Genomic DNA, 23597 nt, shown 5'->3' on the forward strand with positions numbered 1-23597 from the left:
CCAGCGTGCCCGAGGCATACCCGAATCTCGTCGCCGGTCAGCGGCTCACCGCGAGCCTGCTGCGAAGCATGCAGCCGCAAGTCGCCCGGAAGACCGCTGACACGGCACTGTCTGCCACGACGACGCAGACGCTGGACCCGCACTTGCAGTTCACCGCCGAGGCCAACTCGGTGTATGTGTTCGACGGCTGGCTCGCCTACGACTCCGACATCGCCGCCGACCTGGTCATCGCCTTCAGCACCCCCTCGGGGACGAAGGGCAAGTGGTGCGGTTTCGGAACCGGCACCACGGTGATCTCCGGAACCAGCGGAAACGCCACCCAGCAGAACGCGGTCAGCACCTGGGGCTACACGGTCCGCGTCGAGTACACGGACATCGCCTCGCCCAGGACTTTCGGCGGCCTCAATGTCGGCAACCCCGAATCCATCTACCTGTACGGCACAGCCCGTTTCGGGCCGACAGGCGGCACATGGGGACTGACCTGGGCACAGGCAGTCTCCACCGCCTCAGCCACCACCGTCTACACCGACAGCTGGCTCAAAGCCCAGCGCATCGCATAGGAGCACACACATGGCGCAGTACATCGTCACCGGCCGCAACACGAGCGGCGAGGGCATCGTCGCCGTCACGGTTAGCGCGATCAACCAGGACAGCCAGGTCGTCGCGGACTTGGATGTCGTGGCCGCCCTCCGCAGCCTGCTGGCCGGCGCGCCGGGGGTCGTCTCCGTCGGCGCGCAGAAGTACGAGCAGGTCATCACCAACGTCTGACTGTCCCTGGAGGGCACGTGAGCACCACCCCCAAGTACGGCCGGCGCGCACCGAAGCGCGCCGCCGCGATTCCCTTCTCCCGGATCCGTACCGGGCAGATACCCACCCACCCGGTGCCCATCGACCACCTCGGTGCCACCGGCTGGGAGATGCTCGGCAACGACCGGGCCGGGGACTGCGTCGCGGTGACGTGGGCCAACGTTCGCAGACTCGTCACCTCGGTGGCCGGCGCCGAGAACTACCCGTCGCAGGACGAGGTGTGGGCCGTCTACAAGACGCAGAACTCCGACTTCGACCCCAGCGGTGACGAGTCCACCAACGGGCCCGGCTCCTCGGCCGACGGCGGCATGGACATCCAGACGCTGCTGGAGTACCTCGTCAAGCACGGCGGCCCCGACGGCGTGAAGGCGCTCGCGTTCGCCCGCGTCGACCCGACCAACACCGAAGAGGTCAAGGCCGCGATCGCGATCTTCGGGTACGTGTGGACGGGCATCGTCGTCCAGGACGCCAACATGACCCAGTTCAACACCGGACGCCCGTGGGACTACGTCGCCCGGTCGGCGGACGACGGCGGCCACTCCGTCATCACCGGCGGCTACGGCACTCCCGGCAAGGGCGCGCTCGGCGGCGACGAGCGGTTCATCACCTGGGCGCAGGAGACCTCGTTCACCGATCGGTTCTGGTCCCGGAAGGTGGAGGAGGCCTGGGTCGTCATCTGGCCCGAGCACCTGTCGCATCCGGCGTTCCTCCAGGGCGTCGACCTGAACGCGCTCGCCGCCGACTACCAGGCCATCACCGGCAAGCCGTTCCCCGCCGTCATCCCGCCGCAGCCCACCCCGACCCCGACGCCCGCGCCGGATGTAACCGCCGAGCAGCTCGCAACGAGCATCCGCGGCCTGCTCACCCAGAACGGAGTCTGACCATGGCCACCTGCCGGGGCATCGACGTCTCGTCGTACCAGGCCACCGACTACTCGACCGCGGGCCTCTCGTTCGTCGGGATCAAGGTCACCGAGGGCCTGTCGTACGTGAACCCGCATTGGACCGGCCAGCGGGCCACGGCCCGCACTGCCGGGCTGGTGACGATCTTCTACCACTACCCGCACATCGCGAACTCGGCGACAGCCGAAGCCGACTACTTCCTGTCCCAGATCAAGCTCGCGCCGGGCGACGTCCTCGCTCTGGACTGGGAGTGGTACGGGCAGAACGTCACCAACCAGCAGGCCCGCGCCTACAAGACGACGTGGCTCGCCCACGTGAAGGCCAAGGCGCCCGGGCACCGCGTCATCATGTACTGCGACCGCAGCGTGTGGACGACCGTAGACACCGACTCCAACGCCGGGGACGGCCTATGGATCGCCGACTACGTCACCGCGGGCAAGCCCCGCATCAAGGCGAAGTGGCTGTTTCACCAGTACAGCTCCAATCCCGTCGACCAGGACGTGGCGAACTTCGCCGACCAGGCCGCGCTGAAGGCGTGGGCCAACCCGACGGCGCCGAAGCCGCCGGCCCCGACGCCGGCGGTGTCGCTCGCGCACGTTGTCGCGGCGGCCCGGAAGGACCCGTCCGCGCCGCAGGGCCACACCACGTACAAGGCGGAGGTGCTGGTCGTAGAGAAGGCGCTTCGCTCCGAGGGCCTGCTGGCCGCGCAGTACGTGGACGGCTCGTTCGGCTCGCTCACCGTGAACGCGTACGCGCGCTGGCAGCGCGCGCTCGGCTACTCGGGGTCGGCCGCCGACGGCATCCCCGGCAAGACCTCCCTCACGAAGCTCGGCGCCAAGCACGGCTTCACCGTCACCACCTGAAGGACTCCCTCATGACCCTCTCCAACGCCGAACTCTGGGCAGCAGGCCTCGGCTACGTCCTGCCGCCCGTCATCGCGATCGTCAACCAGCCCCGCTGGTCCAGCGCCGTCAAGGGCCTCCTCATGCTGGTCGTCGCCGTCCTCGACGGCCTCGGCACCGCCTACTTCAACGACCAGTTCACCGGGAAAACCATCGTCACCTGCATGCTCACCGCCGCCATCGCGATAGGCGTCGCCTACCACACCGTGTGGCGGCCGTCCGGGATCGCGCCCGGCATCGAGCAGGCCACGTCCACCAGCAGCCCCCGCCCGGCGCCGGGCGCCTGACTCTGCCCGCGCACGCCCCTTGGGAGGTGGTATGGACGCCGCCATGGTCACGGCCATCGCTGCACTCATTGGCGGGCCAGTGGCCGCGGCGGCGGCCATGTACGGCAGCAGGGGCGCGAACAGGGCAGCCCGGGAGGGCACCGCGGTGACAGGGTTCAGCACGTTGACGAACGAACTTCAGGAGGAGCGCAAGGAGTTGCGTGCCGACCTCGCGACGGTGCGCGCCGAACTGGCCGCCGAGCGAGCCGAGAACGCGCGCCTACGCCTGCTGGTGGAGCAGCTTGGGGGGACACCGTGACCCGCGCGCAGAACGCGCTCCACCGGGCCCGGCGTCTGCTGTGGGCGGTCGCGGTCCTGCTGTTCGCCGGTGGGGCGATCGCAGTCGTCTACCTTCTCATCGACCGCGACCACATGGCCCACCAGCTTGCGGCCGAGGCAGACCGGCGCGGCACCGCGGTGTCGACGCTGGCGGGCGATGTCCGCGCGCTCAGGGCGCAGGTGAAATCCCAAGGCGCCACCCCAGTAGCGCCGGACCCGACGAAGGCCGTGGACAACTTGCCGGCGCGAGCGCAGGTGCCGGTGCCGATCCCGGGGCCGCCCGGCCCGACCGGTGCGACAGGCTCGCCGGGCCCGTCCGGAGCGCCGGGGAAACCGGGTGGGCAGGGCGCGGTGGGCTCGCCGGGGGCGGTGGGGCCGACGGGCCCGGCCGGCGCTCAGGGCGCACAGGGGGTTCCGGGCCCGGCGGGGCCCGCGGGTCCGGCTGGACCGCAGGGACCGCAGGGCGCGAAGGGCGACACCGGCGACCGGGGGCCGGCGGGCCCGGCGGGGCCGACATGCCCGGAGGGGTACTCGCTCCAGGCGCCGTCTTGGGACCCGAATGCGCTGGTCTGCCGGAAGAACGGCGCCCCCGACCCGGCGCCCACCAACGGGGCCGGGGCCGCGCAGGGCTCGCCGGCGCTGGACCCGCAGCGCCGCCAGTACCGCTAGGCCGCAGGCAGCATCCGGGCGCGATCGGCCGCCGCAGCACCGCCGCGCTCGACCCGGCGGAGCTCGGCACACAGCCGCTCGTACTCCGCCCGCTGCTCCCGCGTCAAAGGCACCGCCGGATGCGACCACAGCGCACGGATCTGCGCGTTCAACTCCGCAGCAGACCGCACAGCACCAGGACTGGCAACAAGATCGGGGGACATGACCCCAGGTTACGCGCTTCAAGCACGCAAAGCGCTGACACGAAAATGGTCCCGCCCCATACCCTGACAGTGACGAAGCTGTTCAGAGAGGGGCGAGACCGTGCCATCTGATGCTACCCCCGACCCGTACGCCGACCCCATGGCATTCGGACAACGAATGCAGATCTACCGCCAGCGCCGCGGCATGAGCCGGCCCGTCCTCGCCGGCCTCCTCGGCAAGAGCCCATCGTGGGTGAAGCAGGTGGAAAACGGCGTCATCCAGGTACCCAAGTTGCCCACCATCCTCCGCATCGCCGAACTCCTCCGAGTCCGAGACCTCGCCGACCTCACCGGCGACCAGACGCTCAGTGTCGACCTGTTCACCGGCCCCGGCCACCCCCGGCTCGCCGCGGTGAAATCAGCGGTGGACGCATTCCCGCTCGCCGCTGACCGCGAGGCGCCTCCGACGCTGCACCTCCGCCACCGACTCGATGCCGCATGGGCGGCCCGCCACTCCGCTCCCAACCACCGCGAAGTCGTCGGCAGCCTGCTGCCGGATCTGATCCGGGACGCCCAGCTCGCGGTACGGCAGGCCGACACCGCCCCGGAGCGGCGCGCGGCGCAGGCGGTCCTGTCCGAGGTGTACAGCCTCAGCCAGTTCTTCTGCGCCTACCAGCCAGACCCGGCCCTGCTGTGGCGGGTTGCCGAGCGCGGCATGGTCGCAGCGCAGGACAGCGACGACCCGCACGCTGTTGGCGTAGCCGCGTGGCTGGCCGCGCAGGCCCACCGCGACAGCGGACCCGCCCACTTCGATGCCGCCGACGCCGTCACCTTGCAAGCGTTGCACTACCTGGAGCCGCACCTACCGGACGCTGAAGACCGTGTCCTCGCTATCGCTGGCGCCCTCCAGTTCGAGGCCGGATACACGGCCGCACGCCGGGGCGAGACCGGAGAGGCGTGGGGGTGGTGGGACAAGGCGGAGAAGACCGCGAAGAAGCTGCCCCCGAGCTACTACCACCCCGTCACCAGCTTCTCGCGAGCCATCATGGGCGCCCACGCCGTCACGGTCGCGGTCGAACTTCACCAGGGCGGGGAGTCCGTGCGACAGGCCGCGCGCGCGGACAAGCACGTCATCAAGTCCCGGCCGCGGCGGGCACGCCACCGGATCGAAGAGGCCCGCGCCTACCAACTCGACGGGCAGCCGGACACCGCGCTCGCCACCCTGGATAAGGCGTGGGAGTCGGCGCCCGAGACGATCCAGTACAACGGGTACGCGCGCCGGATCGTGCTGGAGGAGACCGAGTCACGGCAGCCGGAACGACGGCAGCGGGCGTCCGTCCTGGCAGTGAAGCTCGGGATGCTCGCGGCATAAGGCATGGGGCAGGATTCCTGCCCCACCATCAGATCCGGGGCCTCTACGGTCAGTTGTGTCAGACAGACGCGCTGGTCGTGGAGGCCCTTTCCGATGCCGAGTGACACCGTGAGCAGCCCACCGAGTACTGCCGCGTTGCTTGCCCACCTGGAGCTTCCGGCACCGTCCCGGCTGACGGCCCCGCAGGTACGGGGTGCTCACTGCGTCTGGTGCGGAGTGCAGCTGGAAGGCGCCACCGCGGTGGACCTCGGCCAGCGGTATGAGGCGATCCACGGCGTCGTCGGCCGCTGGTTCCCCCGCAGCTGCCGCCCCTGCACGCTGCCCTACGCCCTCACCGCCTACAAGACCCACTGGGCGACCTGCGAGCAGTGCGTGGACGACGAAACCCTCTGCGAAACCCAGCGCGGTCTCCGCGCCCTGGCCCTGGAGCTACGCCGATGATCTGCGCCCGCTGCAACGAGGAGATTAAGGGCAAGCCGGAGCCGGTCATCATCGAGACCGGTTCCAGCGTGAGCGCCACCGTCTACATCTGCCCCATCCCATGCCGACCTGCCCCGCAGCAGACGTACCCCGTGAAGTAACCCCTGAGCCGCGGCCTCGCCGACCCCCTGGAGGGGAGGCCGCAGGGTCCCGCCGCCGGCGCGCCCCCGTCCCGGCGGCGGGACCCACCAGCCCTAGACTGACGGACCCCACTCCGCCGACAGAAGGAATGATCCACATGCGTCCGGAACGGTTCCAGAACTGGCTGCTCGACACCGTGAAGAACACGCCGGATGTGGGTCGCGTCCAAACGCTCGCGGAGGCCGGCATCAAGAAGTACCCCTTCGGGATCGCCATCACCCGCGGCGGCCGGGAGGAGCGGTGGCAGATCATGCACCAGCTTGCCGAGGGCGAGAAGCTGGACCACGCGGAGAGCCCGGTCGAGGGTGTCCCGTTTACGTCTCCTGCCCCTCATCCTGGTGATGCCGCAGATGTCTGGCTGGCTGGGGTGATCGGCGCCGCCGAGTGCCCGGAGATCTCCCGAGTCGACCGCTGGGCCGCGCGCCCGGAGGGTTCGCGGCAGGCCGGCCTCACCGTCTTCTTCCACTGCGGCAGCCGGAACTTCGTCCGGCCCCTGTAGACCCCCGGCAGACACGGCCGGGTCAGCACAGCACGCACCACATCAGCGCACCACCGATCACGGAGGTACTGGTATGGAATGCACCCACGCCCGCCCCGGCGGCCGCTTCGACCCCGGCTTGACTGAGGGCAGTTGCCCGGCCTGCGGCGCCATCGTCGGATCGGAGACCGGCCAGCCCACGACGATCCACCAGGGCCCGGACGGAACCACCTGCTCAGGGAGCGGCCAGCCCGCGGCCTGACGGCACATTCGGGGGCTCGGCCGGAAGATCTGGCCGGCCGGGCCTTCAGCGAACGAGGTCGGCGAGGGGCACGTCGAGGGCGTCGGCGATGCGGATCAGGTTGTCGAGGAGGGGGCTAGCGCGGCCTTGCTCGATCCGGTTGATCGCCTGCCGGTCCATCCCTGCTTCTTCTGCCAGCCGCTCTTGGGTGAGGTTCGCGTGGAGGCGGACGGCGCGGATGCGTGCGCCGACGGCCCGGCGGCGTTGGAGCACCCAGTCGGGCGGTGGAGCGGATGGCACCCGCCCACCGTTTCGTGATCATGTTCAGTTGTCTGTATCGTCCACCGTACATTTCTGGATCAAGACCTTCCGGTCTTGGCAAGCCCTTGGACAGCGAATCACCCGGTCGGGTGGTTGCAGATTAGGGCCCACAGACGGGGCAACCCCAGTAGGGGAACCCCATCGACAGACCGGCCGCCCTTTGCCCCCCAGGCGTGGCGGTCGGTCGACCGCCCCCCGATCGCATTGCGGTCGGGGGGCTCTGTCGTGTGCGGCCATCTGCACTCAAGGGCGGCCGCACCTGGGAGGCCCGAGCGTTGCCGCTTGGCCATGGCCAAGCAGAACGCCTCTGTGCGGCATGCAGCGACATCGAGCGACATCGAAAGTCGCTCATTTGTCACGGTTTTCAGCATCGCCGCAGGTCACAATGGGGTGAAAAAACGGGTTCGATTCCCGTCCGCCTCCGCTCCTACCTGTACCGATCGCCGTCACGGCCAAACGCCGCGACCGGTCGGCCGCGACCGGCCGCGGGCCCGGTCCGGCACCGTCTGCGCTGGTCGTCGACGCGTTCCGTGAGGCCCCGGGCGTCCAGGAACTCCAGCAGCGGTACGGCCACCCGGCGGGTGGTGTCGAGGGCGCGGCGGGCCTCGCTGAGGGTGAAGGGCTGGGGCAGGGTGCGCAGTACGGCCGCGGCCTCGGCGTCCGCGCCGGGCAGCAGGACGATGCCGTCGGCGATGCGCAGCAGGGCCCCGGCGGTGACGGCGGCGGCCAGCGTCCTGCGGTTCAGGCCGAGTTCGTCGAGCCGTCCGGCCTCGGGCGCGCGGAACGGCGTCCGGGCCAGGTCGCGGCGTACGGCGTCCACGGCGGCGCGGACGGGGGCGGGCAGGCCGGGTGTGTCGGGGGCGTACAGCCGGCCGTTGTCGGCCCGGAGCCGGGGGGACGCCTCGGCCAGCGCGTCGACGAGGGCCCGGTCGGGCAGGCCGAGGAGCCGGCGGGCGGCCTCGGTGGGCAGGCCGGGGTCCAGGGGGTGGGCGTGGGCGTGCCGTTCGGTCTCGGCGGCCAGCCGGGCGCGCAGTTCGGTCCAGTACTTCTCGTCGGCCAGCCAGTCGCCGGTGACGGGGGCGGCGGGGGCCGGGGCGCCCATCGCGATCAGGTCGGCGCGGCGGATCAGTTTGCGGCGGCGCAGTTCGGCGGCGCCGTCCGGCCGGCCGGTCAGGGCGGCCAGTTCGGCGGCGCGGGCGCGGCCCGCACCGCGCCGGGTGAGCCGGGGCGGTCGTACGTCGAGGACGGTGACCCCGCTGGGGACCCGGCCGCCGCCGGGCTCGCGCAGCACCGCGCGGTCGCCGATGCGCAGGGGCAGGCTCCGGCCGAGGGTGAGCCGGGCGGTGTCCTCTCCGACGGGGCGCAGGGTCGCCGGGACGGCGGCGGTCCCGATGTGCAGGGTGGCCTGGCGGGGCAGTTCGGCCACCGGCTCGCCGCCCACCCGGACGTCGATCACCTCGGTGGTGAGCCAGCGGTCCGGGGTGAGCAGCACCTGCCCCCGGCGCAGCGCCGCGTCCCCCTGGCCGTGCACGTTGACCGCGACGCGGGCGACCCCGCCCACAAACTCGCGGTTCTCGTGCAGGCTCTGCAGTCCGCGCACCCGCAGCACCGCCGAGCCGTCGCCGGTCACCAGCCGGTCGCCGACGCGCAGGGTGCCCGCGCCGAGCGTGCCGGTCACCACGGTGCCGTGGCCGCGCACGGTGAACGCCCGGTCCAGCCAGAGCCGTACGTCGGCCTCGGGATCGGGGTCGGGCAACTCCGCCGCCATCCGGGCGAGTTCGGCGCGCAGTTCGTCAAGTCCGGCGCCGGTGACGGAACTCACCGCGACCGACGCGACCTTGCCCAGGGAGGTCTCGGCCAGGCGCGACACGGCGTCCGCGCGCACCGGTTCGGGGTCGGCGAGGTCGCTGCGGGTGACCGCGAGGACGGCGTGCCGGACGCCGAGCGCGTCGAGGACGGCCAGGTGCTCCTGGGACTGGGGCTGCCAGCCCTGGTCGGCGGCGACCACGAACAGCACGGCGGGAACGGGTCCGGCCCCGGCGAGCATGGTCGGCACGAACCGCTCGTGCCCGGGCACGTCCACGAAGGCGAGGTGTTCGCCGTCCGGTCCGAGCCGTGTCCACACGAAACCCAGGTCGAGGGTGAGGCCCCGGCGGCGCTCCTCCTCGTACCGGTCGGGCTCCATCCCGGTCAGGGCCCTCACCAGGGCGGACTTGCCGTGGTCGACATGGCCGGCGGTGGCGAGGACGCGCATCACGCCCGCCTCCCCTCGGTGCCCGCCGAGCGCACGGCGCGGGCGAGCCGCTCGTCGTCGGCGGGCGGCACCGCCCGCAGGTCCAGCAGACAGCGGCCGGCCTCCAGGCGTCCGACGACCGGGAGCCGCCCGGTGCGCAGCGCGGCGGCGTACGGTTCGGGCAGGGAGAGCGCCACGCTGGGCAGCTCGACGCCGGGCGCTCCTCCCCCGCCGACCGTGGCGGTGCTGTCCACGGCCCGTACGTCGATGCCGTGGGCGCCGAGTTCGGCGGCGAGCCGGTCGGCGCGGGCCCGCAGTCCGGCGGGGTCGGCGGTGAGCGCGCGGGCGGTCGGGGTGGGCGGTCCGCTCAGGGTGGCCTCCAGCGCGGCCAGGGTCAGCTTGTCCACGCGCAGGGCGCGAGCCAGCGGATGCCGGGCGAGGGCGCGCACGAGGTCCCGGTCGCCGAGCAGCAGTCCGCACTGGGGGCCGCCGAGCAGTTTGTCGCCGCTCGCGGTGACGAGGGCGGCGCCCGCGCGCAGCTGGGTGGCGGCGTCGGGTTCCTCGGGCAGCGCCGGATGGGGGGCGAGCAGTCCGGAGCCGATGTCCACGACCACGGGGACGCCGAGGCCGGCGAGTTCGCCGACCTCGGCCGAGCGGGTGAAGCCGGTGATGCGGAAGTTGGAGGGGTGCACCTTCAGCACGAACCCGGTGCCGGGTCCGATGGCGTCGGCGTAGTCGGCGGCGGTCGTACGGTTGGTCGTCCCCACCTCGCGGAGCCGGGCGCCGGTGGAGACGAGCAGGTCGGGCAGGCGGAAGCCGTCACCGATCTCCACCATCTCACCCCGGCTGACGACGATCTCCTTGCCGGCCGCGAGCGCGGTGGCGGCCAGGACGAGGGCGGCGGCGCCGTTGTTGACGACATGGGCGTCCCCGGCGGCCGGCACCCTCTCCCGCAGCGCGGCCAGGGCGGAGCGGCCCCGGCGGGCCCGTACTCCGGTGGTCAGGTCGAGTTCCACGTCGGTGGGCCCGGCGGCCTCCGCCACCGCCTGCCGGGCGGCGTCCGACAGCGGGGCCCGCCCGAGGTTGGTGTGCAGCAGCACTCCGGTCGCGTTGATCACCGGCCGCAGTCCGCTCGCGGTGCCGGGCAGCAGGCCGAGCGCGGTCTCCGGCACCCGTTCCGGTGGCACCCGCCCGTCCCGGGCCCACTGCTGCGCCTCGCGCACGGCGGCCTTCACCACGGCCTGCCCGAGCCGCTCCACGGCCGCGGCAAGCCGGGGGTCGCGCAGGAGGACGTCGGTACGGGGCACCCGGCGACGGACATCGCCGCCGCCGGGGCCGTCACCGGAGCGCCCCGCCCGGGGCGCGCCACCGGCGGCCTCGCCCCGCGCGCCCGTCACGGCACCGGCCCCGGCGTCGCCTTTCACGCCCGTCGCGGCGGCGCCCTCACCTCTCGGGCCGCCCGCTTTCGCCACCGTCACGTCGGCCGTCGCCGCCTTCGCGCCTACCGCGTCCGCCGCGCGCGGTGTCACCCGCTGTTCCATGCCGCCCTTTCCCTCCGGTCCGGCCCTCGCCCTCGCCGACGGGCTCCGGCCATCGTCTCCCAGTGCCCTCGGCGGACCGTTCGACACGCCGGGCGGCGGACGTTGCGGCGGCCGGGGGTGCGGGTACCCGGCGCCGTATGAGCGAACGCAATGACCACCGCCACGACCGACCCGACCCGCGGGACGTGAACCGCCGGCACGAGGAGGAACGCCGGCACGCCGCCGAGGAGTCCGGAAACTCGCCGACGCCGACCCCCACCCCCCGCGATGTCGCGGAGCGCAGCGCCAAGGGCCGCAACGCCCCGCGGCCGGACACCCATGAGGAGGGCTCCGGGCACCGGTGACCGTCCCCGCCGTCTCATCGCCGTGACCGGCCGCCGCCGGCGCCGCCCGCGCCGTCGGCGCCGGGGGGCGGCCTGGGCACGGGGACGTCCCCGGCCGTCAGGTGTTCGAGCACCTCCACCAGTTCCTGGCAGGCCAGCTCCACCGAGCGCCGGGTGTTGCGCTGCTCGGTGATCAGGGCGGACATCAGCAGCGCGGTGAGCGCCATCGCGCCGTTGAACGCCTGGAGCTTGGCCATGACCTCGATGGCGCTCAGCCCGTGGAACGCCCCGCGGGCCTCCGTGGCCGCGAGACTGGCGAGCACGGACGTGAACAGCGCGCACAGCACGCTGCCCGCGAGCTGGAAGCGCAGAGCCGCCCAGATGATCAGCGGATACACCAGGAACAGCAGGCTGACCGAGCTGTAGACGGCCACCGGGACGAGCACGCAGGTGATGAGGGCGAGCGCGGTCGCCTCCTTCCACCGTCCGAAGGACGGGGGCAGCCGCACCCCGCGCAGCAACAGCAGCAGCGGGGTGACCAGCAGCACCCCCACCGCGTCGCCCACCCACCAGGCGAGCCACACGGGCCAGAACGCGTGCGTGGCCAGCTTTCCGGTGAGGACGAGCATGCCGACGCCGACGGTCGCGCTGATCGTCATGGCGCCCAGGGCGCCGAGGAACACCAGGGCGAGGCCGTCGCGGAAGCGGCTGAGGTCCACGCGGAAGCGGGCCAGGTGCAGCAGGATCGCCGCGCACACCGGGGCGGCGGTGCTGCCGAAGAGGATGCCGACCAGATCGGGACCGGGCGGCGCGAGGCTCAGGATGATGCCGAGGGCGCCGAGCGTGATGCCGGGCCAGCAGCCGATGCCGAGGATCAGCAGGGCGGCGACGGCGACGCCGGTCGGCGGGTAGATCGGGGTGACGACGGCGCTCTCCACGGACAGCTCGCGCAGCAGCCCGAGCCGGCCGGCGCCGTAGTAGCAGGCCGCGACGGCCAGTACCTGGACGACGTAGCCGCCCGGCCGGCGCAGTTCCGCGATACCCACCACAGCAGCCATCTCACACCGCCCGGCGCGGGTCGGCCAGGCGAGAGCGGGCGGCGTCCGGCCCTCCGGCTGAAATCCGGGACGCCGCTACAGCCGCGGTCCGGGCCCGTCGAGACCCACGACCAGCACGGCGGCGTCGTCCTCGTGTCCCACGCTTTCGGCGCCCTTGATCACGGCGGCGGCCAGCGCCTGACTCTCCAGACCGGCGACCGCGGCTATGCCCGCGAGGCGCACCACCTGGTCGAGGCCGGCCTCGACGTCCAGCAAGGGCCCCTCCACCACACCGTCGGTGAGCAGCACGCACAGCCCACCGGTGGTCAGCCGGTGCCGGGCCACCGGGTACTCGACGCCCCGCTGGACGCCGAGCGGCGGCCCGCCCTCGTCGTCGACGACGCCGGACTTGCCGTCCGCCGTGGCCCACACGAAGGGGATGTGCCCGGCCCGCGCACTCTCCAGCACCCCCGTGGCGGGGTCGACCCGCACGAAGGTGCAGGTGGCGAAGAGTTCGCTGCCGAGGGAGAGGAGCAGGTCGTTGGTCCGGGCGAGCAGTTCTCCCGGCTCCCCGGTGGCGAACGCGAGGGCGCGCAGCCCGGCGCGGACCTGGCCCATGAAGGCGGCGGCCTCGATGTTGTGTCCCTGCACGTCCCCGATGGACAACCCGATCCGCCCGTCGGGCAGCGGGAAGGCGTCGTACCAGTCGCCGCCCACGTTGAGGCCGTAGCAGGCGGGCGCGTACCGGACCGCGAGGTGCAGTCCGGGGGCGCTCGGCAGGTCCCGGGGCAGCATCCCCCGCTGGAGGGCGATGGCCAGCTCGACCTGGGTGCGCTGGAGTTCCGCGCGCTCGCGCGCCTGGGCGGTGAGCGAACCGAGCCTGGCCAGCAGCTCGTCGCCGTCGTCGGTGGAGCGCTTGCGGGGCATCGGCTCACTTCCGGCGGGAGGTGCCCGCGTCGGACACCTCCCTTGAATATCGGGCAAACGCCTAGATTTTACCTAAATCACACGAACTCGGCGCGCGCCGGAGGGATCACCCGGAACCTCCTCAGCCGGCGTCCGAGTCGATACCGGTGATCACCGCGGGGCCCAGCGGTGCGCTGCTCTCGTCCAGGCCGGCGCCGCGCAGCGCGGAGTCCGCGAGCCGGCGGGCCTCCTCCTCGGCGTGCGGGCCGGTGTCGGCCTCGACGGACAGCCGGAGGGTGAAGGTGTTGTCCTCGTTGACGTTGAGCACGTCCAGGTCCTCACTGCTGCCCATCCTGGTGCCGTGCGGGTCGGCGGGGCGCAGTGCCCTGGTCAGGCGGGTGCGGGTGTCCGCCCCGATCCCGGTGGTGAACGTGCCGGGGACGCTGATCAGGTAGGTCGTCATGACGGTCCTTTCCTCGGGCGTCCCCTCGACTACCCCGTTTCGAGCCCTTCGCACTGCGGCGCCGGCGCGACCGGCTCCTTGCGGACTCCTCACCGGGGTCACCGAGACACCGGCGTCACCGGGTCACCGGTTCACAGCGGGGAGTGCGCCACCGCCGTCACATAGGCGCCGAACGCCAGGGACACCAGGGTGAGGGCGCCGTAGACGAGCACCGCCTGGGCGGGGCGCACCCGCCAGGTCCGGGCGAGGGCGCGGGCCATGGGGACGAGGAGGGGGAAGGCGGGCAGCAGGAAGCGCGGCTTGGAGGAGAAGGAGCCGGAGCTCGCCACCACGAGCAGGATCAGGATCCCGGCGAAGGCCACCAGCACCAGCGGGGCCCGGTCCAGGCACAGCAGCGCGAACAGCAGCACCCCGGCCGCGACGACGAACAGGGCGACGGTGTAGACGACACCCCCGCCGTGCAGCAGCAGCGCCTTGACGAAGCGGGCCGAGCCGACGCCGAAGTCGAAGCGGGAGGCCCAGGCGCTCTGCACCGTGAAGTAGCCGCCGAGCGGATCGCCTACCTGGGTGCCCACCCACAGCACATAACCGAGGAAGCCCAGCGGGGCGAGGACGGCGCCGGTCCACAGGCGCCAGGGGACCCGGCCGCGCCGGCGCCACGCCTCGTACCCGGCGGCGAGCACCACGGCACCGGCCACCGCGAAACCGCTGGGCCGGGCGAGGCCGGCGAGCGCGGCCAGTGTCCCGGCCCACAGCCAGCGGCCCTTGAGCACGCAGTACAGCGACCAGACGGCGAGCGCGGCGAACAGCGACTCGGTGTAGGCGATGGTCAGTTCGACGGCGTGCGGCATCACGGCCCACAGGCCGACCAGCGCGGTGGCGACGCCCCGGCCGTGGAGCAGGTGGCCGACGGCGTAGACGCCGTACGCGGCCACCCCTGCCGCGAGCCAGGCGACGAGCAGGGCCGCCTGGCCGGGGGTGAGCGGCAGGACGGTGCCGAGCGCCCTGATCAGCGCCGGGTAGAGGGGGAAGAACGCCCAGTCGGTCTGGACGGCGCCCTGCGAGGTGAGCCAGATCTTGTGGCCGTAGCCCTCGGCGGCGATGTGCAGGTACCAGCGCGAGTCCCAGGAGTGGGCCAGCGTTCTCAGCAGCGGCCGCCCGCGCAGGGCGTTGGTCGCGATCACCACGAGGATGCCGGTGAGCCGGACGGCCGCGAACAGGGCGAGGGCCGGCACCGCCCCCTCGGGAGTCCCGCGCCGGGCGATCCGGGGCAGGTCGAAGGGGCCGGCGGGGCGGGGCGGAACGGCCGGTTCGGGCCGGGGGACGGAGGAGGTGCTCACTCTGCTGACCTTGGGCACGCCGGGTAAGACGTGCAATTCACGACTCGGGTTTCTTACGCACTTCCACCCTGAATCAGGAATTGGGCAAGCAATGGGTGTAAATCCCTTACACCCGCAGGTCGTCACCGCTTCGGGCACCCCCGTGCGGGCTCGTCCGGGGCTCCCAGTAGGGTGTGGTTACCATATGAGCGCTGCCTAGCTCGAAAGATAGATGTTGTGACTGTCAACGACGACTCGTTCACCAACTGGAAGAACCGCGAGGAGATCGCGGAGTCGATGATCCCGCTCATCGGGAAGCTGCACCGCGAGCGGGACGTCACCGTCCTGCTGCACAGCCGCTCCCTGGTGAACAAGTCGGTGGTCAGCATCCTCAAGACGCACCGCTTCGCCCGGCAGATAGCCGGCGCGGAGCTGTCCGTCACCGAGACCATGCCCTTCCTGAAGGCCCTGACCACCCTGGACCTCGGCCCCTCCCAGATCGATCTGGGCATGCTCGCCACGATGTACAAGGCCGACGAACGCGGCCTGAGCGTCGAGGAGTTCACCGCCGAGGCGGTCGCCGGGGCCACCGGCGCCAACAAGATCGACCGGCGCGAGCCGCGCGATGTCGTGCTCTACGGCTTCGGCCGCATCGGCCGGCTCGTCGCCCGTCTGCTGATCGAGAAGGCCGGCTCCGGCAACGGGCTGCGCCTGCGGGCCATCGTGGTGCGCGGCGGCGGCGCCCAGGACATCGTCAAGCGCGCCTCGCTGCTGCGCCGCGACTCCATCCACGGCCAGTTCCAGGGCACCATCACGGTGGACGAGGACAGCAGCACGATCGTCGCCAACGGCAATGCCATCAAGGTGATCTACGCCGACGACCCGTCGTCCGTGGACTACACGCGGTACGGCATCCGGGACGCCATCCTCATCGACAACACGGGCAAGTGGCGCGACCGCGAGGGCCTGTCCAAGCACCTGCGCCCCGGCATCGACAAGGTCGTGCTGACCGCGCCCGGCAAGGGCGACGTCCCGAACATCGTGCACGGCGTCAACCACGACACGATCAAGCCGGACGAGCAGATCCTGTCCTGCGCCTCCTGCACCACCAACGCGATCGTCCCGCCGCTGAAGGCCATGGACGACGAGTACGGCGTGCTGCGCGGCCACGTGGAGACGGTCCACTCGTTTACCAACGACCAGAACCTGCTGGACAATTACCACAAGGCCGAGCGCCGTGGCCGCTCCGCGCCGCTCAACATGGTGATCACCGAGACCGGTGCCGCCTCCGCCGTGGCGAAGGCGCTGCCCGACCTCAAGGCGAAGATCTCCGGCAGCTCCATCCGCGTCCCGGTGCCGGACGTCTCCATCGCGATCCTCAACCTCCAGCTGGCCCGCGAGACCACCCGCGAGGAGGTCCACGACTACCTGCGCGAGGTGTCGCTGACCTCGCCGCTCAAGCGCCAGATCGACTTCACCACGGCGCCGGACGCGGTCTCCAGCGACTTCATCGGCTCGCGCCACGCCTCGATCGTGGACGCCGGCGCGCTGAAGGTCGACGGCGACAACGCGATCCTCTACCTCTGGTACGACAACGAATTCGGCTACTCGTGCCAGGTGGTCCGGGTCGTGCAGCACGTGTCGGGCGTGGAGTACCCGACGTACCCGGCCACGGCGGTCTGACGCCTGGCCCACGGCACCCGACGGCCGCCGACCGGAGTTCCGGTCGGCGGCCGTTCGCGCTTTCCATGACGGCGCCCGGATTTGCCTAAAGCCTTTAGGGAGACGCATAATCTGTTTCGGAAACAGGGAGGAAGCTGATGGTGCGTGCCGGACTGACCACCGAGCGACTGGTCCGCGCGGGCGCGGAGCTGGCCGACGAGGTGGGCTTCGACCAGGTGACGGTGTCGGCGCTGGCCCGCCGGTTCGACGTCAAGACGGCGAGCCTGTACTCGCACCTGAAGAGCTCCCAGGACCTCAAGACGCGGATCGCGCTGCTCGCCCTGGCGGAGCTGGCCGACCGCGCCGCCGAGGCACTCGCCGGACGGGCCGGCAAGGACGCGCTCGTCGCCTTCGCCGACGTCTACCGCGACTACGCCCTCGCCCACCCCGGCCGCTACACGGCGGCCCGGTACCCGCTGGACCACGAGACGGCCGCGGCGAGCGCGGGAGTACGGCACGCCCAGCTGATGCGGGCGATCCTGCGCGGCTACGACCTGGCCGAACCCGACCAGACCCACGCGGTGCGGCTGCTGGGCAGCGTGTTCCACGGCTACGTCAGCCTGGAGGCGGCCGGCGGCTTCAGCCACAGCGCGCCCGACTCGCAGGAGTCCTGGACCCGGATCGTGGAGGCGCTGGACTCCCTGCTGCGCAACTGGCCGGCTCGTTGAGCCGCGCCCCCGAACCCATGGAAAAGCAGGACCGGATGATGCACACCACCCCGCTCACCGCCGACCTGATACGCGGCGCCCTCGACCTGGAACGCACCGAGCGGGGGCTGTTGCCGCACCGGCTGCCGGCCAGGGCCCGCGCCCAGTGCGCCGACCCGCAGCTGGCCCTGGCGGAGGCCCAGCCCTCCGGCGTGCGGCTGGTGCTGCGCACCCGCGCCACCACGATCGAGCTGGACACGCTGCCCACCAAGCGGGTCTACGTCGGCGCTCCCCCGCGCCCCGACGGGGTGTACGACCTGCTGGTCGACGGCCGCCCGGCGGGCAGCGGCCGGGCCGACGGCGGCGACACCCTCACCATCGACCTGGCCACCGGGAACACCGAGCACACGCCGGGCCCGGTCGCCACCGTGCGCTTCACCGGGCTGCCGGACACGCCGAAGGACGTGGAGATCTGGCTGCCGCACACCGAGACCACCGAGCTGGTCGCGCTGCGCACCGACGCACCCGTGGAGCCGGTGCCGGACCGGGGCCGCAGGGTCTGGGTGCACCACGGCAGTTCGATCAGCCACGGCTCCGACGCCGCGAGCCCCACCACCACCTGGCCGGCGCTCGCCGCCGCCCTCGGCGGCGCGGAGCTGGTCAACCTGGGCCTCGGCGGCAGCGCGCTGCTCGATCCGTTCACCGCCCGCGCGCTGCGCGACACCCCGGCCGACCTGATCAGCGTCAAGCTCGGCATCAACGTCGTCAACTCCGACCTGATGCGGCTGCGCGCCTTCGGCCCGGCGGTGCACGGCTTCCTGGACACCATCCGCGAGGGGCACCCAGACACCCCGCTGCTCGTCGTCTCGCCGATCCTGTGCCCGATCCACGAGGACACGCCCGGCCCCACCGCCTGGGACCTCGCCGCCCTCGGCGAGGGCCGGCTCGGGTTCCGGGCGGCCGGGGACCCGGCGGAGACGGCGGCCGGGAAGCTGACGCTCGCCGTCGTCCGGGCGGAGCTGGACCGGATCGTGCGCGAGCGGGCGGCCGAGGACGGCCTCCTGTTCCACCTCGACGGCCGCGAACTGTACGGCGAGGCCGACTTCGCCGAACTGCCGCTGCCCGACGGCCTGCACCCGGACGCCGCGGCGCACCGCCGGATCGGCGAGCGGTTCGCGGCGCGGGTGTTCGGCGCGGGCGGGGCCTTCGCGGCGGAGCGGGGCTGATCGCCGGTCACACGAGGTGGGCGAAGACCACGAGGTTGTCGGTGTAGTCCTTCGCCGTGTGGTCGTAGTCGCCCGCGCAGGTGATGAGGCGGGCCTCGGGGCGCGCGGCGTCGGCGTAGACGCGTTCGCTCGGGAAGTCGTCCTTGGCGAAGGTCTCGGCGCTGTCCACCACGAAGTTCGCGGTCCGTCCGTCGGCGCGCTCCACGGAGAACCGGTCGCCGGTCGTCAGCCGGTCGAGATCGACGAAGACGGCCGCGGAGATCTTGGTGTCCACGTGTCCGGCGATGATCGCCGTGCCCTTCTCCCCGGGGGCCGCGCCCTTGGCGTACCAGCCGACGAGATTGGTGTCGGCGGCGGGCGGCGGTTCCAGCTGGCCCGTGGCGGCGAGCGACAGCCGGGTGAAGGGGGCGTCGACCCCGATCTTCGGGATGAGCAGGCGGGTCGGCGCGGAGCGGGGCAGCGCGGAGCCGACCCGGGGGTCGGCCTGACCGGCGGAGCTGGCGCCCGAGGCCGGGGTCGCCCGCGGCGCGGGGAGCGTCCCGTGATGGCCGCCGAACACGCTGACGGCCAGGAAGAGGATCGCCACCCCCCACAGCACCAGCCGCCCACCGCGGCCGGCGGCTCCCGGGTCCGGCGCCGGTTCGCCGGACGGGGAGGAGGACGGTTCTGCCGCCATCGGACACCACCTCAACTCGGGCAGGGCAGCACGGGGATCGGAGCCGGGCCGGGCGCCGGGGCGGCGGACGGCCGGCGGGGCCGGGACACGGGGCCCACGGCGGGTACGGCGTCGAAGCGCACCGGGCGGCCTGCGCGGGCGCCCGGCACCCGGGTCCCGCCCCGCACGGGCCGCCGGCACTCCTCGGGGCCGGCGGCGTCCGCGTCCTGCGGGGCGGGCGGGTGGTCAGGAGGCCGGCCGGCCTGCCTGCTTGCGGCGCAGCGCGTACACGCCCGCCGCGGCCACGCCGAGCACCGCCAGGCCGCCCGTGGTGACACCGGGATCGGCGAGGGCACCACCGCCGGTGTGCATGCCGCCGCGCGGCTTGTCGCGGCCGCCGTCGGAGCCGCCGCCCCAGTCGTCGCCGCCCTCGTCGCCGCCGCCCTTGCCGCGACCGCCGCTGCCGCCCTCGTCGTCGCCGCCGCCCTTGCCCCGGCCGCCGCTGCCGCCCTCGTCGTCGCCGCCGCCGCCCTTGCCGCGGCCGCCGCTGCCGCCCTCGTCGCCGCCCTTGTCCTCCCGGTAGGTCTCGGGGTTGAACTTGCTCTCGCCGGTGCCGGAGGCCCAGCTGTCGCCGCGCAGCACGGTGGCGAGCGCTCCGCCACCCGTGTGCATTCCGCCGCGGGGCCGGTCGTGTCCGCGCTCGTCACCGCCGCCGCTGCCGTTGTCTTGTTCCCGGTCGGAACCCTTGCCGCGGTCGCCGCCGGAGTCACTGCTGTGCGAGGAGGAGTCCCCACCGCCCGAGTCGTGCCCCGCCGGGACCGCGAACGCGGCGCCGGGCGTGGCGAAGGCGAGGGCGGCCGCGGCGGCTGCCGTGGCCAGGAGGGTACGGGCAGAACGCATCGTGTTGTCCTTCCGCCGGGGCCGGGCAGCGGATACCTCATCAGCTCGATGGACCCGGTCTCGACATGAACCACCGTCAGTGAGGGCACCGGCTCCCACCATCCGGGCCGCCCAGCCGGGTCACCCGGCCACCCGTCTGCCCCAGTGCGCCCGCCCCGCGGCCCCTCGTCCGGCCCCGTCGCCACCGCCACGGGAAATCCGCCACCCCCTCTTGTTATGACAGCCGTCATAGCGCACTCTGGTGCCGGACGGCACGACACGCGGCGGGAGGCGGCAGTGGTGGAGGGAACGGCGCGGGCCCTGTGGCAGCGCTACGAACCGGTGCACGATCTGGTGTACTTCGCGCCGCAGGCCCGCCGCGCGGCGGACGCGCTCGGGATGCGCGGGTTCTGGATGGGCTACTTCGCGCTGCGCGCGGCCCCGCTCGGCGAGGTCTCCCCCGCCGTCGTGACCAGCGCTTTCTACATCTTCCACCCTGCCCGCGCGGCCCGGGCGCTGCCGGACGCGTGGACGTACGCGGCGCCCGCGAAGGTGCTGGCGGCCCGCGAGGACGCCATGGACGCGGCGATGACCGAGTTGTTCGGGGCGGACGTCACCGGCTCCGCCCGGTTCGCGGAGGCCGCCGACCTCGCCTGGGCGGCCGCGTCGGCCGCGGACACCTCCGGCCGGGTGCTGGCCGCCGCCAACCAGGCGCTGGAGCGCCCGGAGCGGCCCACGGCCCGGCTGTGGCAGGCGGTGACGACCCTGCGCGAGCACCGGGGCGACGGGCACGTCGCGGCGCTGGTGAGCCGGCGGCTCGGGCCGGTCGAGGCGATGCTGCTCAAGGCGGCCGCCGGCGAGTCGGACGGGGCCTTCCTGCGGGAGACGCGCAGGTGGGAGCAGGCCGACTGGGCGGCGGGCGGGGACCGGCTGCGCGCCCGGGGGCTGCTCGCGGCGGACGGTTCGCTCACCGCGGCCGGGGCGACGGCGCGCGCGGAGGTCGAGGCGCTGACCGACGCGGCGGCCGAGGGCCCGTGGGCCGTGCTCGGCCCGGACCGCACCGCGCGCCTGGCCGCCCTGCTGGATCCGCTGGCCGACGCGGTGGAGAACTCGGGTCTGCTGCCGCCCGGCAACCCGGTGGGCCTGACCCCGCGCCGGCGGCCGGCCGGCGACTGACGGTACGGGCCGCGCCTCGTGTGACCCTTCGGCGCACTCGTGCCGCCGGAGCGCGCCCGGGCGGGCCGGCGGCCGCCGCCGATCGGCCGAAAAGTGTCGTATCAACGGTCGAAGTACCCTCTCCTGGCCTGGTGTTGCGAGCCGTACTCTGAAGCCGTGGTCACGCGAGACGAGGATCCTGGACAGGTCGCGGCCCGGCTCACCGGGCGCGCGGTCAGCGGCACGTATGCGGTGTCCGCCTCGCCCGTCGAGGTGCGGCTGGACGACGGCACACCGGTGATGGTCAAGCGCGCCGACATCCCCGGGGCGGTGCGCGCCGAGGCGGCGGGGTTGCGCTGGCTGGCCGCGGCGGGAGCCGTACGGCTGCCCGCGGTGCTCGGCTGCGACGAGCGCTGGCTGGTGACCGAGCGGGTGGCGACCGGCCGGCCCGACCCGGAGGCGGCGTTCCGTTTCGGTCAGGCGCTGGCCGCCCTGCACGCGGCGGGCGCACCCTGCTTCGGGGCGGCGCCGCCCGGGGGCCCCGAGGACGCGTACATCGGGCTCGCCCCCATGCGCAACGCCCCCGGCGCCGAGTGGAGCGGCTGGTACGCCGAACGGCGCGTGCTGCCGTATGTGCGCGGCGCGGTCGAGCGGGGCACGCTGCGACCGGGCGAGGCGGCGGTGTTCGAGCGGCTCTGCGCCCGGCTGCCCGAGCTGGCCGGTCCCGCCGAGCCGCCCGCCCGGCTGCACGGCGACCTGTGGAGCGGCAATGTGCTGTGGGGCGCGGACGGCGCGGTACGGCTCATCGACCCGGCCGCGCACGGCGGGCACCGGGAGACCGATCTGGCGATGCTTCAGCTCTTCGGCTGCCCCCATCTGGACCGCGTCCTGGCGGGCTACGAGGAGGCGGCGCCGCTCGCCGACGGCTGGCGCGCCCGCGTCGGGGTACACCAGTTGTTCCCGCTCCTGGTGCACGCGGTGCTGTTCGGACGCGGATACGCGGAGCAAGCGCTGACGGTGGCGCGCGAGGCGCTCACGGCGTGAACACCGGCGCACACCGGACCGGTGGAACGCCTCCCTCCGTGGCACCGTCACGCAGCGTAAGGAAACCATTCACCCGTTCGATTCGTATAAGGACGTGAAAGCCGAACCAGGGAGAGACCATGCAACCGTTCACGCTCAACTACGCGCGCCCGGCTGTGCAGTTGGAAGTCACCGTTCCGTACGCGTACGACTCCGGACTGCAGTTGAACGTCCTCCCGGACGGGCGGATCGCCGCGACCGATCACGCGACCTTGCGCGCGCTGGGAACCACGACCTCGACCGCCGGTTCCAAGACGCACTTCGACGACTGAGCCGCGGACCCGCAGACGATGACCGTGCTCATCCTGACCAGTGAAGAGGACGTGACGGCGGACATGGTGGTCCTCCGGCTCGGCGAGGCCGGCGTGCCCGTCGTCCGGCTCGATCCCGCCGATCTGACGAACGGGGTGGCGCTGTCGGGCGAGTACGGGCGGGGCGCCCGCCACGGGCAGCTGTCCGTGGGCGGGCGCCTCGTGGACATGGACGGTCTGCGCTCCGTCTGGCTGCGCAGGCCCGGGACCGCGGCGGCCCGTGCCGCCCAGCCGTCCGCCTGGCTGACCGAGGAGTCCGCGCAGGCGCTGTACGGCATGCTCCGCTGTACCGGCGCGCGCTGGATGAACCATCCGGACGCCGCCCGGCGCGCCCGGTACAAGCCCTGGCAGTTGCACCTCGCGCAACGCGCGGGACTGCCGGTGCCGGAGACGCTGATCACCACGCTCCCGGGGGCGGCGCGGGAGTTCGCGGGGCGCCATCCGGACCTGGTGGTCAAGCCGGTCTCCGGGGCGCATCCGCAGGAGCCGCCCCGGGCGGTGCCGACCAGCCGGGTCGCGCCGGACACGGACTTCACGGCGGTGGCCTACGGGCCGACGCTGCTGCAACGACGCGTGCCCAAGCGGGCCGACATCCGGCTGACCGCCGTCGGCGGCACCCTGCTGGCGGCCCGCAAGCCGGTCGCCCCGGACGCCCATCCGGACGACGTGGACGTCCGGTTCGCCCCGTCGGTCGCCCCATGGGCCCCGGCGAAGGTGCCCGCTCCGGTCGCCGAGGGGGTGCTGCGGTATCTGCGCGGTGCCGAACTGGCCTATGGTGCCTTCGACTTCGCGGAGGACGCCGACGGCGTCTGGTGGTTCCTGGAGTGCAACCAGTCCGGTCAGTTCGGATTCGTGGAGATGGACACCGGGCAGCCGATCGCCGCCACCATCGCCGACTGGCTCGCGGGCAGCGGGAGTCCGGACGACGGGCTCCTGGACGACGAACAGTTCACGGGTTCTTGAGAACGCGGGCCACGGCCCGCCGAAAGGAACGTCA

The 23597-nt window shown here is 73.1% G+C and carries 28 protein-coding genes; 18 read left to right on the plus strand and 10 right to left on the minus strand.

The genetic code is table 11. From position 1 onward, the window contains the following. The first annotated feature begins 5 nt into the window (after positions 1-5). The 7 genes from BLW85_RS05085 to BLW85_RS05115 are packed head-to-tail and all read left to right on the plus strand — an operon-like array spanning position 6 to position 3885. Positions 6-560, plus strand: a complete 555-nt coding sequence (locus BLW85_RS05085; RefSeq protein WP_074991006.1) for a hypothetical protein — start codon at positions 6-8, stop codon at positions 558-560. A 10-nt stretch (positions 561-570) separates the two neighbouring features. Further along, positions 571-768, plus strand: coding sequence for a hypothetical protein (locus tag BLW85_RS05090; protein ID WP_074991009.1), 198 nt, complete (start codon positions 571-573; stop codon positions 766-768). 17 nt (positions 769-785) lie between these two features. Next, positions 786-1688 (plus strand): C1 family peptidase, encoded by a 903-nt coding sequence (locus BLW85_RS05095; RefSeq protein ID WP_074991012.1) that lies wholly within the window; start codon positions 786-788, stop codon positions 1686-1688. A 2-nt stretch (positions 1689-1690) separates the two neighbouring features. Then, a complete protein-coding gene (locus BLW85_RS40730; protein ID WP_074991014.1) occupies positions 1691-2572 on the plus strand; it encodes a GH25 family lysozyme in 882 nt (293 codons plus the stop codon). Positions 2573-2583: 11 nt separating this feature from the next. Beyond that, positions 2584-2898: a hypothetical protein gene (locus tag BLW85_RS05105; RefSeq protein ID WP_074991016.1), complete on the plus strand. Its 315-nt coding sequence runs from the start codon at positions 2584-2586 to the stop codon at positions 2896-2898. 31 nt (positions 2899-2929) lie between these two features. Next, the gene (locus tag BLW85_RS05110) at positions 2930-3196 is read left to right on the plus strand and encodes a hypothetical protein (protein WP_070024611.1); all 267 of its coding nucleotides are present in this window, start codon (positions 2930-2932) and stop codon (positions 3194-3196) included. Then, on the plus strand, positions 3193-3885 hold the full coding sequence (locus tag BLW85_RS05115; protein WP_074991018.1) for a collagen-like domain-containing protein: 693 nt from the start codon (positions 3193-3195) through the stop codon (positions 3883-3885). The genes BLW85_RS05110 and BLW85_RS05115 overlap by 4 nt, the downstream gene beginning before the upstream one ends. Here the strand turns inward: BLW85_RS05115 and BLW85_RS05120 are convergent. Continuing rightward, a complete protein-coding gene (locus BLW85_RS05120; RefSeq protein WP_208624995.1) occupies positions 3882-4037 on the minus strand; it encodes a hypothetical protein in 156 nt (51 codons plus the stop codon). The genes BLW85_RS05115 and BLW85_RS05120 overlap by 4 nt on opposite strands. A 190-nt stretch (positions 4038-4227) precedes the next feature. Between BLW85_RS05120 and BLW85_RS05125 the strand changes: the two genes are divergently transcribed. The 3 genes from BLW85_RS05125 to BLW85_RS05135 all read left to right on the plus strand — a co-directional run bounded on the left by BLW85_RS05125 (position 4228) and on the right by BLW85_RS05135 (position 6559). Further along, positions 4228-5439 carry a helix-turn-helix domain-containing protein gene (locus tag BLW85_RS05125; protein ID WP_074991022.1) on the plus strand — a complete coding sequence of 404 codons (1212 nt, stop codon included), beginning with the start codon at positions 4228-4230 and terminating at the stop codon, positions 5437-5439. A 216-nt stretch (positions 5440-5655) separates the two neighbouring features. Next, a complete protein-coding gene (locus tag BLW85_RS40015) occupies positions 5656-5880 on the plus strand; it encodes a hypothetical protein (RefSeq protein WP_244174814.1) in 225 nt (74 codons plus the stop codon). Between the two features lie 277 nt (positions 5881-6157). Beyond that, entirely contained in the window at positions 6158-6559 is a 402-nt protein-coding gene (locus BLW85_RS05135) for a hypothetical protein (protein WP_074991027.1), read from the plus strand. A 286-nt stretch (positions 6560-6845) separates the two neighbouring features. Here the strand turns inward: BLW85_RS05135 and BLW85_RS05140 are convergent, their stop codons facing one another. The 3 genes from BLW85_RS05140 to selA form a co-directional block, all read right to left on the minus strand. Then, a complete protein-coding gene (locus BLW85_RS05140; protein WP_070024603.1) occupies positions 6846-7079 on the minus strand; it encodes a helix-turn-helix domain-containing protein in 234 nt (77 codons plus the stop codon). Between the two features lie 448 nt (positions 7080-7527). Further along, positions 7528-9354 carry a SelB domain-containing protein gene (locus BLW85_RS05145; protein WP_074991030.1) on the minus strand — a complete coding sequence of 609 codons (1827 nt, stop codon included), beginning with the start codon at positions 9352-9354 and terminating at the stop codon, positions 7528-7530. Then, positions 9354-10874, minus strand: coding sequence for an L-seryl-tRNA(Sec) selenium transferase (gene selA / locus BLW85_RS05150; RefSeq protein WP_244174815.1), 1521 nt, complete (start codon positions 10872-10874; stop codon positions 9354-9356). The genes BLW85_RS05145 and selA overlap by 1 nt, the downstream gene beginning before the upstream one ends. Positions 10875-11011: 137 nt before the next feature. Here selA and BLW85_RS05155 point away from each other — a divergent pair, with 137 nt between their 5' ends. Then, positions 11012-11218, plus strand: coding sequence for a hypothetical protein (locus tag BLW85_RS05155; protein WP_070024595.1), 207 nt, complete (start codon positions 11012-11014; stop codon positions 11216-11218). 14 nt (positions 11219-11232) lie between these two features. On the opposite strand, the gene BLW85_RS05160 is transcribed toward BLW85_RS05155, so the two are convergent. The 4 genes from BLW85_RS05160 to BLW85_RS05175 all read right to left on the minus strand — a co-directional run bounded on the left by BLW85_RS05160 (position 11233) and on the right by BLW85_RS05175 (position 14943). After that, entirely contained in the window at positions 11233-12255 is a 1023-nt protein-coding gene (locus BLW85_RS05160; protein WP_177330084.1) for an MASE1 domain-containing protein, read from the minus strand. A gap of 75 nt (positions 12256-12330) precedes the next feature. Then, positions 12331-13161: a PP2C family protein-serine/threonine phosphatase gene (locus BLW85_RS05165; protein WP_070024591.1), complete on the minus strand. Its 831-nt coding sequence runs from the start codon at positions 13159-13161 to the stop codon at positions 12331-12333. 121 nt (positions 13162-13282) lie between these two features. Further along, the gene (locus BLW85_RS05170) at positions 13283-13603 is read right to left on the minus strand and encodes a hypothetical protein (protein WP_070024589.1); all 321 of its coding nucleotides are present in this window, start codon (positions 13601-13603) and stop codon (positions 13283-13285) included. Between the two features lie 131 nt (positions 13604-13734). Next, complete coding sequence (locus BLW85_RS05175) at positions 13735-14943, minus strand: hypothetical protein (protein ID WP_239697836.1); 1209 nt, start codon at positions 14941-14943, stop codon at positions 13735-13737. A 216-nt stretch (positions 14944-15159) separates the two neighbouring features. Between BLW85_RS05175 and BLW85_RS05180 the strand changes: the two genes are divergently transcribed. From BLW85_RS05180 to BLW85_RS05190, 3 genes are all read left to right on the plus strand, one after another. Beyond that, the gene (locus BLW85_RS05180; protein WP_070024585.1) at positions 15160-16605 is read left to right on the plus strand and encodes a glyceraldehyde-3-phosphate dehydrogenase; all 1446 of its coding nucleotides are present in this window, start codon (positions 15160-15162) and stop codon (positions 16603-16605) included. A 137-nt stretch (positions 16606-16742) separates the two neighbouring features. Then, a complete protein-coding gene (locus BLW85_RS05185; RefSeq protein WP_070024583.1) occupies positions 16743-17312 on the plus strand; it encodes a TetR/AcrR family transcriptional regulator in 570 nt (189 codons plus the stop codon). A 17-nt stretch (positions 17313-17329) separates the two neighbouring features. Further along, positions 17330-18517 (plus strand): GDSL-type esterase/lipase family protein, encoded by a 1188-nt coding sequence (locus BLW85_RS05190; RefSeq protein ID WP_425275327.1) that lies wholly within the window; start codon positions 17330-17332, stop codon positions 18515-18517. A 7-nt stretch (positions 18518-18524) separates the two neighbouring features. Here the strand turns inward: BLW85_RS05190 and BLW85_RS05195 are convergent, their stop codons facing one another. Together BLW85_RS05195 and BLW85_RS05200 are read right to left on the minus strand one after the other, a co-directional pair. Next, the gene (locus tag BLW85_RS05195; RefSeq protein WP_070024581.1) at positions 18525-19193 is read right to left on the minus strand and encodes a class F sortase; all 669 of its coding nucleotides are present in this window, start codon (positions 19191-19193) and stop codon (positions 18525-18527) included. A gap of 225 nt (positions 19194-19418) precedes the next feature. Next, on the minus strand, positions 19419-20072 hold the full coding sequence (locus tag BLW85_RS05200) for a hypothetical protein (RefSeq protein WP_074991032.1): 654 nt from the start codon (positions 20070-20072) through the stop codon (positions 19419-19421). A gap of 276 nt (positions 20073-20348) precedes the next feature. Here BLW85_RS05200 and BLW85_RS05205 point away from each other — a divergent pair, with 276 nt between their 5' ends. The 4 genes from BLW85_RS05205 (at position 20349) to tgmB (ending at position 23563) form a co-directional block, all read left to right on the plus strand. Continuing rightward, positions 20349-21227, plus strand: a complete 879-nt coding sequence (locus tag BLW85_RS05205; RefSeq protein ID WP_074991034.1) for an SCO6745 family protein — start codon at positions 20349-20351, stop codon at positions 21225-21227. A gap of 156 nt (positions 21228-21383) precedes the next feature. Next, the gene (locus tag BLW85_RS05210) at positions 21384-22250 is read left to right on the plus strand and encodes a fructosamine kinase family protein (protein WP_074991036.1); all 867 of its coding nucleotides are present in this window, start codon (positions 21384-21386) and stop codon (positions 22248-22250) included. Between the two features lie 119 nt (positions 22251-22369). Further along, on the plus strand, positions 22370-22561 hold the full coding sequence (gene tgmA, locus BLW85_RS05215; RefSeq protein ID WP_046416733.1) for a putative ATP-grasp-modified RiPP: 192 nt from the start codon (positions 22370-22372) through the stop codon (positions 22559-22561). An 18-nt stretch (positions 22562-22579) separates the two neighbouring features. Beyond that, the gene (gene tgmB / locus BLW85_RS05220) at positions 22580-23563 is read left to right on the plus strand and encodes an ATP-grasp ribosomal peptide maturase (protein WP_074991039.1); all 984 of its coding nucleotides are present in this window, start codon (positions 22580-22582) and stop codon (positions 23561-23563) included. The last annotated feature ends 34 nt before the right edge of the window (positions 23564-23597 follow it).

Origin of the sequence: Streptomyces misionensis (assembly GCF_900104815.1) — a bacterium.
Classification (GTDB): Bacteria; Actinomycetota; Actinomycetes; order Streptomycetales; family Streptomycetaceae; genus Streptomyces; species Streptomyces misionensis.

What these genes read in the sequence shown, in the direction of transcription:
- BLW85_RS05155 (WP_070024595.1), top strand. Translation starts at nt 11,012, where the DNA reads ATGAGCGAACGCAATGACCACCGCCACGACCGACCCGACCCGCGGGAC.
- BLW85_RS05185 (WP_070024583.1), top strand. Translation starts at nt 16,743, where the DNA reads ATGGTGCGTGCCGGACTGACCACCGAGCGACTGGTCCGCGCGGGCGCG.
- BLW85_RS05135 (WP_074991027.1), top strand. Translation starts at nt 6,158, where the DNA reads ATGCGTCCGGAACGGTTCCAGAACTGGCTGCTCGACACCGTGAAGAAC.
- BLW85_RS05125 (WP_074991022.1), top strand. Translation starts at nt 4,228, where the DNA reads ATGGCATTCGGACAACGAATGCAGATCTACCGCCAGCGCCGCGGCATG.
- BLW85_RS05090 (WP_074991009.1), top strand. Translation starts at nt 571, where the DNA reads ATGGCGCAGTACATCGTCACCGGCCGCAACACGAGCGGCGAGGGCATC.
- BLW85_RS05165 (WP_070024591.1), bottom strand. Translation starts at nt 13,161, where the DNA reads ATGCCCCGCAAGCGCTCCACCGACGACGGCGACGAGCTGCTGGCCAGG.
- tgmB (WP_074991039.1), top strand. Translation starts at nt 22,580, where the DNA reads ATGACCGTGCTCATCCTGACCAGTGAAGAGGACGTGACGGCGGACATG.
- BLW85_RS05170 (WP_070024589.1), bottom strand. Translation starts at nt 13,603, where the DNA reads ATGACGACCTACCTGATCAGCGTCCCCGGCACGTTCACCACCGGGATC.
- BLW85_RS05200 (WP_074991032.1), bottom strand. Translation starts at nt 20,072, where the DNA reads ATGCGTTCTGCCCGTACCCTCCTGGCCACGGCAGCCGCCGCGGCCGCC.
- BLW85_RS05110 (WP_070024611.1), top strand. Translation starts at nt 2,930, where the DNA reads ATGGACGCCGCCATGGTCACGGCCATCGCTGCACTCATTGGCGGGCCA.
- BLW85_RS05160 (WP_177330084.1), bottom strand. Translation starts at nt 12,255, where the DNA reads ATGGCTGCTGTGGTGGGTATCGCGGAACTGCGCCGGCCGGGCGGCTAC.
- BLW85_RS05105 (WP_074991016.1), top strand. Translation starts at nt 2,584, where the DNA reads ATGACCCTCTCCAACGCCGAACTCTGGGCAGCAGGCCTCGGCTACGTC.
- tgmA (WP_046416733.1), top strand. Translation starts at nt 22,370, where the DNA reads ATGCAACCGTTCACGCTCAACTACGCGCGCCCGGCTGTGCAGTTGGAA.
- selA (WP_244174815.1), bottom strand. Translation starts at nt 10,874, where the DNA reads ATGGAACAGCGGGTGACACCGCGCGCGGCGGACGCGGTAGGCGCGAAG.
- BLW85_RS05190 (WP_425275327.1), top strand. Translation starts at nt 17,330, where the DNA reads ATGGAAAAGCAGGACCGGATGATGCACACCACCCCGCTCACCGCCGAC.
- BLW85_RS05195 (WP_070024581.1), bottom strand. Translation starts at nt 19,193, where the DNA reads ATGGCGGCAGAACCGTCCTCCTCCCCGTCCGGCGAACCGGCGCCGGAC.
- BLW85_RS05145 (WP_074991030.1), bottom strand. Translation starts at nt 9,354, where the DNA reads ATGCGCGTCCTCGCCACCGCCGGCCATGTCGACCACGGCAAGTCCGCC.
- BLW85_RS40730 (WP_074991014.1), top strand. Translation starts at nt 1,691, where the DNA reads ATGGCCACCTGCCGGGGCATCGACGTCTCGTCGTACCAGGCCACCGAC.